Origin of the sequence: Bradyrhizobium zhengyangense, assembly GCF_022012435.1 — a bacterium.
Taxonomy (GTDB): Bacteria; Pseudomonadota; Alphaproteobacteria; order Rhizobiales; family Xanthobacteraceae; genus Bradyrhizobium; species Bradyrhizobium zhengyangense.
In genome coordinates this window covers 74,691-88,271 of record NZ_JAKLUA010000010.1, presented here as the reverse complement: position 1 = coordinate 88,271, position 13,581 = coordinate 74,691, and the positions used below count along the sequence as shown (strand labels likewise).

The 13,581-nt window shown below is 63.2% G+C and carries 13 protein-coding genes; 4 read left to right on the top strand and 9 right to left on the bottom strand.

What is annotated here, in order from left to right; translation table 11 throughout:
- Window positions 1-140: 140 nt before the first annotated feature.
- The 7 genes from L6637_RS27040 to L6637_RS27010 all read right to left on the bottom strand — a co-directional run bounded on the left by L6637_RS27040 (window position 141) and on the right by L6637_RS27010 (window position 5,095).
- Window positions 141-938, bottom strand: a complete 798-nt coding sequence (locus tag L6637_RS27040; RefSeq protein ID WP_237872475.1) for a carbohydrate ABC transporter permease — start codon at window positions 936-938, stop codon at window positions 141-143.
- Window positions 935-1,822: a carbohydrate ABC transporter permease gene (locus tag L6637_RS27035; RefSeq protein WP_237872473.1), complete on the bottom strand. Its 888-nt coding sequence runs from the start codon at window positions 1,820-1,822 to the stop codon at window positions 935-937. Before L6637_RS27035 ends, L6637_RS27040 begins: the two co-directional genes overlap by 4 nt.
- Before the next feature lie 169 nt (window positions 1,823-1,991).
- Window positions 1,992-2,315 (bottom strand): hypothetical protein, encoded by a 324-nt coding sequence (locus L6637_RS27030; RefSeq protein WP_237872471.1) that lies wholly within the window; start codon window positions 2,313-2,315, stop codon window positions 1,992-1,994.
- Window positions 2,316-2,330: 15 nt separating this feature from the next.
- Entirely contained in the window at window positions 2,331-2,732 is a 402-nt protein-coding gene (locus L6637_RS27025; protein ID WP_249798219.1) for a DUF302 domain-containing protein, read from the bottom strand.
- 79 nt (window positions 2,733-2,811) lie between these two features.
- Window positions 2,812-3,360, bottom strand: coding sequence for a c-type cytochrome (locus L6637_RS27020; protein ID WP_237872469.1), 549 nt, complete (start codon window positions 3,358-3,360; stop codon window positions 2,812-2,814).
- Window positions 3,347-4,618, bottom strand: a complete 1,272-nt coding sequence (gene soxC, locus L6637_RS27015; protein ID WP_237862791.1) for a sulfite dehydrogenase — start codon at window positions 4,616-4,618, stop codon at window positions 3,347-3,349. The genes L6637_RS27020 and soxC overlap by 14 nt, the downstream gene beginning before the upstream one ends.
- A gap of 138 nt (window positions 4,619-4,756) precedes the next feature.
- Window positions 4,757-5,095 carry a carboxymuconolactone decarboxylase family protein gene (locus L6637_RS27010; protein WP_237872467.1) on the bottom strand — a complete coding sequence of 113 codons (339 nt, stop codon included), beginning with the start codon at window positions 5,093-5,095 and terminating at the stop codon, window positions 4,757-4,759.
- Between the two features lie 103 nt (window positions 5,096-5,198).
- Between L6637_RS27010 and L6637_RS27005 the strand changes: the two genes are divergently transcribed.
- The gene (locus tag L6637_RS27005) at window positions 5,199-6,176 is read left to right on the top strand and encodes an AraC family transcriptional regulator (protein WP_237872465.1); all 978 of its coding nucleotides are present in this window, start codon (window positions 5,199-5,201) and stop codon (window positions 6,174-6,176) included.
- On the opposite strand, the gene L6637_RS27000 is transcribed toward L6637_RS27005, so the two are convergent.
- Window positions 6,139-7,926: a peptide ABC transporter substrate-binding protein gene (locus L6637_RS27000; protein WP_237872463.1), complete on the bottom strand. Its 1,788-nt coding sequence runs from the start codon at window positions 7,924-7,926 to the stop codon at window positions 6,139-6,141. The genes L6637_RS27005 and L6637_RS27000 overlap by 38 nt on opposite strands.
- Before the next feature lie 410 nt (window positions 7,927-8,336).
- Here L6637_RS27000 and L6637_RS26995 point away from each other — a divergent pair, with 410 nt between their 5' ends.
- Complete coding sequence (locus L6637_RS26995; RefSeq protein WP_237872461.1) at window positions 8,337-8,780, top strand: hypothetical protein; 444 nt, start codon at window positions 8,337-8,339, stop codon at window positions 8,778-8,780.
- 262 nt (window positions 8,781-9,042) lie between these two features.
- A complete protein-coding gene (locus L6637_RS26990) occupies window positions 9,043-11,364 on the top strand; it encodes a molybdopterin guanine dinucleotide-containing S/N-oxide reductase (RefSeq protein WP_237872459.1) in 2,322 nt (773 codons plus the stop codon).
- A 30-nt stretch (window positions 11,365-11,394) separates the two neighbouring features.
- Here the strand turns inward: L6637_RS26990 and L6637_RS26985 are convergent, their stop codons facing one another.
- Window positions 11,395-11,970, bottom strand: coding sequence for a TetR/AcrR family transcriptional regulator (locus L6637_RS26985; RefSeq protein ID WP_237872457.1), 576 nt, complete (start codon window positions 11,968-11,970; stop codon window positions 11,395-11,397).
- Window positions 11,971-12,117: 147 nt separating this feature from the next.
- Between L6637_RS26985 and L6637_RS26980 the strand changes: the two genes are divergently transcribed.
- The gene (locus tag L6637_RS26980; protein ID WP_237872455.1) at window positions 12,118-13,560 is read left to right on the top strand and encodes an MATE family efflux transporter; all 1,443 of its coding nucleotides are present in this window, start codon (window positions 12,118-12,120) and stop codon (window positions 13,558-13,560) included.
- Window positions 13,561-13,581: the final 21 nt, after the last annotated feature.

Here is a 13,581-nt window from a genome sequence, read left to right as displayed (position 1 = left end):
ATGCAACAGAGGTCTCCTGCGGGCGATCTCGCAACCTAAGGGAGAATAAAAGCGTCCGTGATGAGCCGGCGAGAGAATTCAGCTTTTTCAATTGGTTAGATGTTGGTGCTGACCAAGCCCCCACGAACAAGTCCACGACGTCAAGTCCGGATCACAAAACCCTTCGCAAGGTGATTGCGCACAAAATAAATCATCGCGATTCCCGGCAGGACAGCGAGCACCGTCATGGCCATAACGAGCCCGAAATCGGTTCGAAAACCGAACAGGCCGTTGATGGCCATGGTGATCGGCTTGCCGCCGGTCGTGGTCAGGATGCGGGCCAGCACCACCTCCACCCAGGAGAAGACGAAGCAAAAGAACGCGGCGACGCCGATGCCGGGCGCAATCGCCGGAATGAGATGGCGAAAGAAGAAGCTTGGCAGCGAATGGCCATCCAGAAACGCCGTCTCGTCGAACTCGCGCGGCACTGCCGAGATAAAGCCTTCCAGGATCCAGATCGAGATCGGTATGTTGAAGACGCAATGGACCAGCGCGATGCCGACCGGTGTATTTGCAAGGCCAATCTGAGCGAACAGGACGAAGATCGGCAGCGACAGCACGACGGTCGGCGTGATCCGGAACACCAGCAGCAGGAAGAACAGCTGGCGATCGCCGGCGAAGCCGTAGCGCGCGAACCCATAGGCGGCCGGCAGTCCGACGCCGAGACACAGCGCGACATTCAGCACGACATAGATGATGGAGTTGACGATCGAGTCCTTCAGAGCGGCCGAATGCAGGATGTTCTGGTAGTTGACGAGGCTGAAATGCCCCTCCGCGATCCCGGCTCTCGGCAGCGTCGAGACGAAGCTGGTGATGATCGTCTGCGCCAGCGGCACAAGAATGAAGGCGCCGATCACGGCAAACAGGGCGATCCGCCCCCACGACGACGGCGCCCTCACGTGGCGAGCTCCTGGGTCGGCGGCACCGCGGGCGCTGGCGCGCTCGTCGCCGCCTTGAAGGTCCATGCGACCGTCAGCACGATCAGGAAGTAGACGATCGAGCGGGCCGCTGATGGTCCGTAGTTGAAGGACAGGATCTCCTCGCCGAGGTCGAGGCTGAGAAATGCGGTGGCGCTGTCAGGGCCGCCTGCATTGATGCGGAACGCCTCGATATAGATCATGAAGCTGTCCATGAAGCGAAGCAGCACGGCCATCGACAGCACGGTCTTCATCTTCGGAAGCTGAATGAAGCGAAACACCTGCCATTGCGAGGCGGCGTCGATGGCGGCGGCCTGGTAGTAGGCCGGCGGAATGCTGGAGATGCCGGCATAGGCCAGCACGACGACCAGCCCCAGCCAGTGCCATGTGTCCATCACGACGAGCACGATCCAGGTGTGCAAGGCGTTGAACTTGTAATCGAAGCCGACGCCCAGCCACGCCAGCATTTTGCCGGCGAGACCCGCATTGGGATTGATCAAGTTGAGCCAGATCACCGGGATCATGTTCCAGGGCACCACCAGCGGCACGGTGATCAGAACGAGGACGGTGCTGACGATAAACTGATTGGAACGCTGCAGCAGCAGCGCGATCCAGATGCCGAGTGGAAGCTGAATCGATAGCACGATCGCCGAGAACAGGAAGCTGCGTCCGAGGCTTGCGTAGAATCGTTCCGAGGTCACGATGTTCCGGTACCAGTCGACGCCGACCCAATACGGATTGTTCAGGCTGAACAGGTCCTGGAAGGAGTAATTGGTGACGGCGATCAGAGGCACGATTCCGACGAAGGTCACGATGACCAGCGCAGGAAGCACCAGGAACCAGGCTCTGTTGTCGTACAGCTTCATGTCTAACGATTACAGCGGGACACGCCCGGTCACGGAAAAAGGCCTCGATTGACACCGAGGCCTTCCCAGCATTCCGGATCGAGCCTGACCTAGCCTGTGATCTGGCGAAAATCCAAGAGGCGGCAGCGCAGCCCAGTTCCGCGCCGCAATCATGTGTCGATGCGCCTCGTCAGCGCTGCGCGTCGCGTCCGTTTTCCGGATCGCTCTCTGGCTCCGAGATCAGCACTACCGGCTCGTCATAGCCCTGGCGGCTGCTGTAGAACACCAGCGCCATCAGGCCGGCGCCGACGATGAGCGAGAACACGGCGCCGAGCGCCAGTGCGACATAACCTGCTTCCGGAACCCTGGTATCCGTGCTGGTCCAGCCGAGATAGCCGAGAGTGCCGGCTGCAAGGAGTAGTGCGCTCAGCACTGCAATGATGGCCCATCTGGCAAATTTGCCGCCTTCAGAGCCCGACGGCGCGACGGCCGGTTGATGGTCGGTGCTGGTCATGGATTCCTCCTCACACTATGGCGCAGTGGCCTTGGTCGCGATCGCATGCAACGCGCCGGTCAGCGCCGCGACGACGGGCGTGGCCGGCTCGCCGGCGCCGTGACGTTGTGCGAGGAACGCCGGATCGTTGTAGGACAGCCAGGTCGCGCCCTGTTCGTCCTGCCAGACCAGGGCCTTCAGCGGCAAGTCGATGCCGGCAGTCTGCGCTTGTTGCATCAAGGGCGTGCCGCCCTTGGCATTGCCGAAGATGAGCAGATCGGTCGGTCGCAGCGTCAGGTCGACGGCGGCCGCACCCGCGGCGTGATCGATGTGAGCGAACACGGTGAGGCCCCTGGCCTTCACCTCGGCCTCGAGCCGCTTCATCGTGTCTTCAGGTCCAAAATTGCTCTTGATGGAGATGAGTCCGTCCGCGGCCATGGCTTGCGTCTCCCATAAAGATGTCGCTGCAATCAGCGCGACGATACCTATCAATGTCGACAGCTTCACGCTCACGCGCTCACTTCTTGTGAAACAGCTTCGCCGGGTCGAATTCCGGATCCGGAACGAAACCGTCGCGATTGGGCATCCTGATTTTCGGCAAGGAGTCCTTGTCGACCTTGCCGTCTGCCGGAACGATGCCGTTCAAGCTCAGAATGTAGGCGGTGACGGCGTAGGTCTCATCGGTGCTGAGCGAGCCCGGCGTCGGATACGGCATGGCGCGATGGATGTAATCGAACAGCGTCGTCGCATAGGGCCAGAAGCTGCCGACGGTCTTGACCGGCATGTTGGAGGCGAGCGTGCCCTGTCCGCCGACAAGACGATCCTTGATGCCGCCCTGGCCGTTCTCGCCATGACAGGCCGCGCAATTGTCGGCAAAAATCTGCTTACCCTGCGTTGCGGTGCCGCTGCCAGCAGGCAGGCCCTTGCCATCGGGACCGACGTCGATGTCCCACAGCTTGATCTCGTCAGGCGTTGCCGGACGACCGAAATCGAAGGCCAGCGCGGGCGCCGCGAGAAGGCCTGCGGTGATGAGGCCGGCGAGAAGCACCTTGCTATGCGAGGACATTGCGGACCCTCCCGGCCTCGTCGATGCTCCAGCTCTGCTGGGCATTGTAGTGAAACAGCGCATTCGTCCCCATCGCGGCGATGAAGGATTTCCGGTCCGGCTGGACATTGCCTTGGTCGTCGGTGGAGCGGCTGACGATCGTGGTCGGCTTGCCGTCCCACACCCAATCCATCTGGAAGCGAACCTGCGCCTTGGGAAGCACCGGCAGGCTCAACTGCGCCTGCTTCCAGGTCTTGGCACCGTCGGTCGAGATCTCGACCTTTGCGATCTTACCATGGCCGCTCCAGGCAAGGCCGGAGATCCTGACGTATCCTGGTTGGATCTGCATCATGCCCGAGGGCTGGGTGATGACGGAGTTGGTGTCCATCCGCAGCTGGAATTGCCGTGCCTTGCCGTCGGCGAGCAACTGCGTGTAGCGCGCCGTCTCCCAGCGCGTCATCCATGGCGCGTTGCCGAATTTGAGCCGGCGCAGCCATTTGATGTTGAGGTTGCCCTCGAAGCCCGGCATCACCAGCCGCATCGGAAAACCGTGCGCGGGCCGCAGCGGCTCGCCGTTCTGGCCGTAGGCGACGAAGGCCTCGTTCACGATCTCGTCGGTGAGAGGAATGCTGCGGTCGACGCCGGCGCCGTCGCCGCCCTCGGCCAGCATCCAGGTCGAGCCCTTGTCCTTGGCGACGAGGTCGATCAGGAATTTGAGCGGTACGCCGGTCCATTCATTGGTGCTGACGAGGCCATGCGTGTTCTGCACCGTCAGCTCAGGGTCGGCCTTCTTCCAGTTTTCCCAGCCGTTTCCGGTGCATTCGATGAAGACAACACGCGAGATCGACGGCATCCGCTTGAGATCGTCGACGCTGAACACCAGCGGCTTTTGCACCATGCCGTGGATCAGCAGCCGGTGCTGTGCGGGATCGATATCGGGCACGCCGGAATGGCTGCGTTCGTAATGCAGATCGGTCGGCGTGATGTTGCCGACCAGCTTCTGATGCGGCGTCTTGGAATTGATGGCGTCGCTGGGATCGATATTGCGCTTGCCTGGCGAGGCCTCCGGGATGCGATCAATCTTGACGAAGCGGGATCGTTCGCTGTGTGTGCCGAGCTCGGCTCCGGGCCCGCGATCGGGGACATCCGCCAGCGATTCGGCATCGGCCGCCTCGGTCGCGGCCACGCCCAAAATGCCTGCCGACAGTCCTCCTACGAAGCCGCGGCGCGACATATTCGCAGGCCGTGACAACATTTCGATTGGCGTCTTGAACGTCATACGATCTCCCATCGGTCGTCGTGCTTTTTGGAAATTCCGATCGCGTCCATTCCGCGACGTTTACCGCACGCTGTGAAGATTGCTTGTTAGGTTGTGTTAGAAGGAGTGAGCCTGGCGCGCTCCCTCATTTTGCGCTGTTCAAGCTTCCTTGAACGCCTCGTGCGCGCGGGTCGAATAGACCAGAGCCGCGCCGGCGTTGACCGAGATGGCGGTTCCAAGCGCTTCGGCCAACTCGCTTTCGGTCGCGCCGTGCTTCTTGGCTTCGGCGGCATGGACAGTGATACAGCCGTCGCAGCGCAGGCTGATGGCGACGGCGAGCGCGATCAGCTCGCGCGTCTTAGCGTCGAGATGGGCGGTCTTGGCGCCGGCGCCGCTCAGCGTCGCGTAGCCTTTGACCGTTTCCGGCGAGAGCTTTCCGATCTCGCCGACGCCGGCGACAAGCTGCCGGCGATAGGTGTTCCACTCGAGCATTGCCATGTTAACCTCCATCGGTGTTGTTGCCTCGAATGTGTAGGCGCGTGCCGCTCACGGATATGGCCGGGCGGCTCGGGCTCATGTCTGGGCGGATCAAGGAGTGCTGATGTCGGAGGCTGAAGCAGCCGAACTGTTGAATGCCATGGTGCCGCTGTTCAGGATCCGCCCGGTGATCGAGGATTCCTGCCGGTTCGGCGGCAGCTGGGCGTCACCCCACGCGGCGAACGGCAGGGGATGGGCGCAATTCCATATGGTGACGCGTGGCGCCTGCGTGGTCGAGAGGCCGGGCTTGGGTCCGCAAAGGCTGGAGGCCGGCGACATTCTCCTGCTGCCTCACGGTGACAGTCATCTGGTGCGGAGCGAGGTGAAGGGCGCTGTAGGGCGGGTGTCGACCGAAATCCGCAATGGCGTGCGTCAGCGCGCCACGGTCGATGCTGCGGTCGATACCGAGCTGCTCTGCGGCCGCTTCCTGTTCGAAACCTCGGATGAGAATCCGCTGATCGCGGCTCTTCCCGACGAGATTATCTTGCGCACGGCCGGGGAGCCGCTGCTGGAGAGGTTTCGGCGACTGTTGCTCGACATCCGCGAAGAACTGGATGCGGGGCGGGCAGGCTCAGAGATGGTCGCGGCCGATCTCGCGAGGGCGCTGTTCGTCATGATGCTTCGTGACCACCTGACCGGGCAGGCTTCAGGCAACGGCACGCTTTCGCTTTTGCAGGACCGCACCACGGCCCGGGTCGTGTTGGCGATCCTTGGCGATCTCGCCCGCGACTGGACGCTCGACGAGATGGCTGAGGTTGCCATCGCCTCGCGTGCGACGCTGGTGCGCGCCTTTCAGAAGCGCGCAGCCGCGGCGCCGATGACGTTCTTGTCCGATCTCAGACTGGCGGTCGCACGCAAGCGCCTTGCCGGCACATTAGACCCGATCGCGAAGATCGCCCATGAAGTCGGCTACGCATCCGAAAGTGCCCTGAGCAAGGCCATCATGCGCAAATACGGCATGCGACCCGGCGCTTTGAGAGAGCCGGGTTCGCAGCCGCGTGCCGTCAGCTCCGATACCAGCTCGCAATATTCCACGTCGTGACGTCCCATCCCGAGATATCTGTCATCAGGCCATTGACGGCGCCGCCGACGATGTAGCGCGAGAGCAACGGCAGGAAGATGTTGGCCTCGCAGAAGATCTCGTCGACCTTGATCAGCAGCGCGGCGCGCTTGACCGGGTCGAGCTCGTTCTGCGCGGCCTTGTAGGCCTTGTCAGCGTCCAGATCGGACCAGCGCGAGACGTTGCGGCCGAGCCATTTGTTGTCCTTGTTGGCGATCTCCCAAGAGACACATTGGTTCAGGAATCGCTCCGGATCGGGCTGCGGTTGCGTCGCATTGTACATCTCCATGTCGCAATAGAATTTCGTGTAGGTGTCGGGATTGCCGGCGTCCGATGAGAAGAACACCGACGCGGTGACCGATTTGAGCTCGATCTCTATCCCGGCCTTCTGGCAAGCCTGCTTGATGATGGCTTGCGTCTTCTGGCGCGGTGCGTTGATCGAGGTCTGGAAGACGTATTTCAGCTGCTTGCCATCCTTCGCGCGGATGCCGTCGGCGCCCATCTTCCAGCCGGCCTCATCGAGAATCTTGTTCGCCTTGTCGATGTTGAACTCGTATTTCAGCTTGCCTGATTTGAATTGCGGGGGCTGGTTGACAAAGCTCGCCGTGGCGATCGCGGCGCGGCCGTAGATGAATTTCTGGATTCCCTCGCGATCGATCAGCAGGTTGAGGGCCCGGCGCACGGCCGGATCGGACAGCGTCGGGTGTTTCGTCCTGGCGTTGGATCGTTCGCCGTCGACCTCGGTCCAGGGGTCCGTGGTGTTGAGGATGATGAACTCGATGCCGCCGGCGGTCGTGTACTCGACCCTGCCTTTGCCACCCGTCTCCATGCGCTTGAGGATCTCGTCCTCGACCAGCAAATTCCAGGCGTAGTCGTATTCGCCGGTCTGCAGCACGGCGCGCGCCGCGGAGACCGCGTCTCCGCCGCCCTTGATCTCGAACGTGTCGAAAAAAGGCTGGTTCTTGACGTGATAGTCGGGATTGCGTTCGGCCCGGAGCAAATCGCCTGGCTTGAACTCGACGAATTTGTAGGGACCGGTGCCGACCGGCTTCAGATTGCCCGGCGCGTCGCGCGATTTCGCACCGGCATAGTCGCCGAAATGATGTTTCGGCAGGATCTGGCCGACCGCGCCGACGAAGGGGTCGGCCCAGAACGGGGTCGGTGCCTTGAAGGTGACCTTGACGGTGTGGTCGTCGATCTTCTCGACAAGGATGTCCTTGTAAGAGCCCGTGGTGTAGGCGGCCGTCGCGAGATCGGCGGCATAGGTCCAGGTGAAGACGACGTCGTCGGCGGTGAAGGGCTTGCCGTCATGCCATCTCACGCCCTGCTTCAGCTTCCAGATCACGGTGGTGCCGTCAGCAGAGAGGCCGCCATTCGCCTTGGTCGGGGTCTCGGCGGCAAGACACGGGATGAGATTGCCTTCCTTGTCCCAGCCGGCGAGGGGCTCGAAGAAGATTCGTGAGGCGACCTGGTCCTTGGTGCCGAGCGCGAAATGCGGATTGAGCAAGGTGGGGGCCTGCCAGACCAGCATCCTGAGCGGACCGCCGCCGCCGGCTTTCGTCGGCTTGTAGGCCAGTGTGGCGTTAGCCATCGCCACGTCGTTCCAGAGCAGGATCTGGCTCGCAATTGGCGCCGTGATCCCGACCGTGGCCAAGCTCTGGATGAACGAGCGTCGAGACAGCGTGCCCTGCTTCACTTCCGCAATGAGCCCGCGGATATCGTTTTCGTCCATCAGATGACCTCCACCTGCCACAAGAACAGTCGTCACCGGCGGACCCATCATGTTGCATCGGGCGCGAGGCGGCAATGCCCACAAAGTGCGAATAGCCCGCGGCGAAATAGCAGGCGCGAATTCGAGTGGGCCATGTGTCTGCAGGTCGGCAGCTTCTGCCGGGACGGATTTGCCGGCGTGAAAGATCTGTTGCCCGGAATTCATGATAACCCCTTGATTGCAAGCGCTCTCGCTTCTGGCATGCGCATTGCACGCAGAACGTGCGTTCGCAGTGACAGTGGAGTTTTGGAATGAGCGTTAGCGGCACGAGCAGTATCGTCGGTGGAAGCGCGGCGAGTTCGTCGTCATCCGCCAGCCCGTCGAAATCGACCGACGGTTCGCAAGGGGACGTCTCGACTTTCGCCTCGCTGATGAACGACGGGACGCCATATGATGAAGTGAAGGTCAACCTACCGAACGGCATATCGGTCGGCCTCGTCCATTTCGGCGGCGGCGGCCTGGATAGTAGCGCGCTCAAATCCATCGAAGATTTCGTGCAACATTTCGCCGACCGGCAGGTATCGGGAAGTTCGTCCTCCGCGACCGCCCAAAGGCAGAATGACGACACGCCCGATACCGTGGGCTTCGACAAGATCCATGTCGATCTCCCGAATGGATATTCGTTCGAGGTCGTTCACTCCTCCGGCAATCAGGCATCGGACAGCGCCAGCGTGATGAAAGGGCTCACCGAGGCGGCCGAGGAGCTCACCGAATCCTTCGCGCAATATTCACCGACATCCTCGGCTGCGTCCGCTTACGCCGCGCAGCAGGCGGCGTCGTCCGGTCGGACGAGCCATGTTGACGCGCAGAGTTGAGGCTCTCCGCACTCTCAACGCCGATATTGGGGCTGCGAGCCAAAGTTCCTGACGTCACCCCAGCGACACGGCTTCGCCGTTGCGCGGGGATGACGGATTTAGATGGAACGTGCCGCACGTTGTCGTGCGATCCGTGGGATGCGGCCATGCGCGCGGTTCCGCGCATCGGTATTCCGTTGCCCTGCACGCGCGGGCCTCATTATATTGGCGAACGATGCAACCGGAGCTGCCTGCGCGGCGCTCCGCGATTGAGGGCCACGCGATGGACGATACGATCGGCTTCCCCGACCCCGGCCTCGATTTGTCGGATGGATTCAAGCCGCACACCTCGCATTGGGGCGTGTTTTCGGCGCGCAACGGCAAAGCCGGGCTCGAGGTCAGACCCTATGGCGGCGATCCCGATCCGAATGGCATCATCGACAATTTCCCCGGCGCTCTTCGCCATCAGGCCCGTATTGCGCAGCCCGCTATCCGCAAGGGCTGGCTCGAACGCGGGCCCGGTCCCGATGACAGGCGGGGCCGCGACGAATTCGTTTCCGTCAGCTGGGAAAAGGCGCTGGATCTGCTCGGCGATGAGCTGGCGCGCATCCGCGACACGCGCGGCCCCGGCGCCGTGTTCGGCGGTTCTTACGGCTGGTCGAGCGCCGGACGTTTGCATCATGCGCAGAGCCAGGTCCACCGTTTCCTCAACATCGCGATGGGCGGCTATGTCCGCTCGGTGAATTCCTATTCGTCGGGCGCCTCTTCCGTGCTGTTGCCGCAGATCATGGCGGGCTACGAGGACATCACCAAACGCAACGTCACCTGGGAGCAGATTGCTGAAGAGACCGAGATCGTGCTCGCATTCGGCGGCATGGCGCTGAAGAATTCGATGGTGGCCGGCGGCTCGATCAGCAAGCATGTCGAACGCGGTGCAATGCAAGCGGCGCGCAAGCGCGGCTGCGAGTTCATCCTGATGAGCCCCCTGCGGGAGGATTTGCCTGTCGAGGCCGGCGCCGAATGGATGACCTGCATCCCCGGCACTGATACCGCGCTGATGCTCGGCATGGTCCACACGCTGGTCAGCGAAGGCCTACACGATCAGGCCTTCCTCGACCGCTACACGGAAGGGTGGCCGGTGTTTTTGCGTTACCTCACCGGCGAAAGCGATGGTCAGCCAAAGCATGCCGAATGGGCCGCCGCGATCTGCTGTGTCGATGCCGACGCGATCCGCGTGCTGGCGCGCCGGCTTGCCGGCAAGCGCGCGCTGATCACCGTCTCGCACTCGCTCCAGCGCGCCGAGCATGGCGAGCAGCCGGTCTGGATGGGCATGGTGCTGGCGGCAGCGCTGGGCCAGATCGGCCTTCCCGGCGGCGGCTACGCCTATTCGCTTGGCGCAATCGGCTATTACGGCCGCCGCGTCAACGACGTGCCCGGGCCGACGCTGGGGCAGGGCCGGAATGGTGTCAGGGATTTCATCCCGGTGGCGCGCATCGCCGACATGCTGCTCAGTCCCGGCAACACCTATCGCTACAATGGCGAGACGCGCACCTATCCGGACATTCGCCTGGTCTATTGGGCCGGCGGCAATCCGTTCCATCACCACCAGGATATCAACCGCCTGCGCAAGGCCTTTGCGAAACTCGACACGCTGGTCGTGCACGAGCTCGCCTGGACCGCGACCGCGCGCCATGCCGACATCGTGCTGCCGTCGACTATGACGCTTGAGCGCGAGGACATCGGCTACTCCAGCAACGATCCCCTGATGGTCGCGATGCACCGCATCGCCGAGCCGTTTGGGCTCGCGCGCGACGACTACGAGATCTTCGCCGATCTGGCCGATCGCCTCGGCGCCCGTGAGCCCTTCACGGAGGGACGCAGCTCGCGGCAATGGCTGGAGCATCTCTACGAGCCGACCCGCGCCTCGCTCGCCAAGCGCGGCCTGGAGGCTCCGAGCTTCGAGGAATTCTGGAAGCGCGGCAGCCTGGTGGTGCCGCAGCAGCCCGACGATGGTGGCCGCTTGCGCAGTTTCCGCGAGGACCCGGTCGCGCATCCGCTGCCGACGCCGAGCGGACGCATCGAAATCTATTCCGCGAAGATCGCCGGCCACGGCGATGCGGATTGTCCGGGCCATCCGGTGTGGCTCGAGAAGACCGATATGCCCAAACCTGGGGCGCCGTGCTTCCTCGTCGCTAACCAGCCGGTAACGCGGCTGCACAGTCAGCTTGATTTCGGCGGACATTCGCTCGGCGCCAAGCATCGCGGCCGCGAAGTCGCGCGGATGAATCCTCGGGATGCTGACGCGCGTGGCATCAAGAACGGCGACATCATTCGCCTGTTCAATGAGCGCGGCGCGTGCCTGGCCGCGGTGCATGTCACTGACGACATCGCGCCCGGTGTCGTGCAATTGCCGACCGGCGCGTGGTACGACCCGATGGACCCCGAGGACGACGCGCCGCTTTGTGTTCACGGCAATCCCAACGTGCTCACCCGCGACATCGGCACCTCGTCCTTCGCGCAGGGCTGCACCGGCCAGCTCACCACGGTGGAGCTGGAGAAATTCACCGGCAACCTGCCGCCGATCCGGGCGTTTGATCCGGTGTAGCCACACATGGCAGCCGAACGTGCGAGCGCGTCAGCGCGCGTTCGCGATCGTCACCGCGGCGTCCACCGCATTCTCCAGGATCTCATCGGACAACTGCTTGTCGTTGACCGCGCGCGCCAATTGCAGTGCGCCGACCATGGTCGAATAGATCGTGATCGCCTTGCGCCGTCGCTCGTCTGCGGTGCCTTGCCTGATCTGCTCCGCCATCAACCCGACGATGTCGGAGACCTTGCCGGTGAAGGCATCGCGTGTTGCCTTGGGATGCCGCGCGATCTCGGCGACCAGCGCGGCAGTCGGGCAGCCGCTGTCGGCGCGATCGCGGTGACGCGCTGAGAGATAGTCGCGGATCACGGTTTCGACCGCGATGCCACTCTCGAGATTGGCCTTGTGGCGCTCCTGGCGCCGGGTGAGCACGTCCACGAGCACCTCCCGCACCAAATCCTCCTTGGAGGCGAAGTGGGTGTAGAAGGCGCCGTTGGTGAGACCGGCCTCCGACATGATGCCGGCGAGGCCGACCGCGGCGATTCCGCTCTCGCGGAACTGGGCGGAGGCGACATCGAGGATGTGCCGGCGGGTTTCGTCCTTGTGTCCTTTTTCGTAGCGCATGGCCTCAACTCCCTCCCGATGCCCGGCCTGAAATCCATGGCCACGACATCGTGAGCGATTAGCTATTGCATTACGATCATAATAATACATTATGATCATAATTCAATAGCTGCTGCGGCAGCCTCGGAACGGAACAGGACCTCAGGAATGTCAGTCGAGGACGTCGCCGCATCGTCAATGCCGACCATGGAGGTCCCGGCGCGTAGCGCGGCAGCGCCTCGCCCGGCAGTGACGTCCGCGGACCCGCGGCGCGCCGCGCTTCTGACCGCGCCGATCCTGCCGACGCTGATCAAGCTCGCGGCACCGACGGTGACGGTGTTGGTGGCGCAGACGGCGGTGAACATCGCCGAAGCCTATTATGTCGGCTATCTCGGCACCGATGCGCTGGCGGGCGCCGCGCTGGTGTTTCCGATCTTCATGCTGATGACCATGATGTCGAATGGCGGGTTCGGCTCCGGCGTCGCCTCGTCGGTGGCACGCGCGGTTGGCGCCGGGCGCCGCGACGATGCCGATGCGGCGCTGTTCCACGCCATCTTGCTTGCGATCATTGCGGGAGGGCTGTTCACGCTTGGGGTGCACTTCGGCGGTCCGGCGCTGTTCCGAACGCTCGGCGGCCGAGACGGCGCACTCGATGCGGCCGTCACCTATTCCAGCTATCTGTTCGCCGGCGCCATTCCGGTGTGGATCGTGAACCTCCAGGCCGCCGCGCTGCGCGGCTCCGGCAACGTCAAGGTGCCTGCGCTGGTGACGCTGATCGGCGCGATCGTGACCATTCCCGTCTCGCCTTTGCTGATCTTCGGCTTCGGACCCGTCCCAAGCCTCGGCATCGGCGGCGCCGGCATTGCCTTCGGTCTCTATTACGGTGCGGCGATGCTGTTCCTGTTGCGTTACATGTCCTCGGGCGCATCCGGCCTGCGGCTGCACATCGCGCCGTTGCGTGCAAAGATCTTTGGCGACATGCTCAAGGTCGGCATCCCCACCGCGTTCAATGCCGTGCTGACCAACCTCACCGTCATCCTCGTCACCGGTGCGGTCGGCCTGTTCGGCACCTCCGCGCTTGCCGGCTACGGCATCGCCTCGCGGCTCGACTACATCATGATTCCGCTGCTGTTCGGCATCAGCACGGCGACGCTGACCATGGTCGGCGTCAATATGGGCGCGGGCCAGACCGCGCGCGCGCAACGGATCGGCTGGGTCAGCGGCGCCGCCGGCATGATCATGACCGGCTCGATAGGGCTACTGGTGGCGATCTTTCCGACCGCCTGGCTGCATCTGTTCAGCCACGACACAGGCGTCGTGAGCGAAGGCATGACTTACCTGCGCATCGTGGCGCCGGCCTATGCCGCGCTGGGTTTTGGTTTCGTGACCTCCTTCGCGGTCCAGGGCACGGGCCGCGCGCTGGGCCCGCTCGCCGGCTCCATCGCGCGCATCCTGATTGCTGCTGTTGGCGGCTGGATCGCTGTCGCAAGCTTCGGGGCAGGAATGACCGGGCTTGCCACCATGGTCACGGTATCGCTCGCGGCCTACGCTGCGATCTGCGTATGGATCATGCTGTCACCGTCGACCTGGCGCGCCGAACCGCGCGCCTAGGAAGGGCTTGCGCGCGGCTCG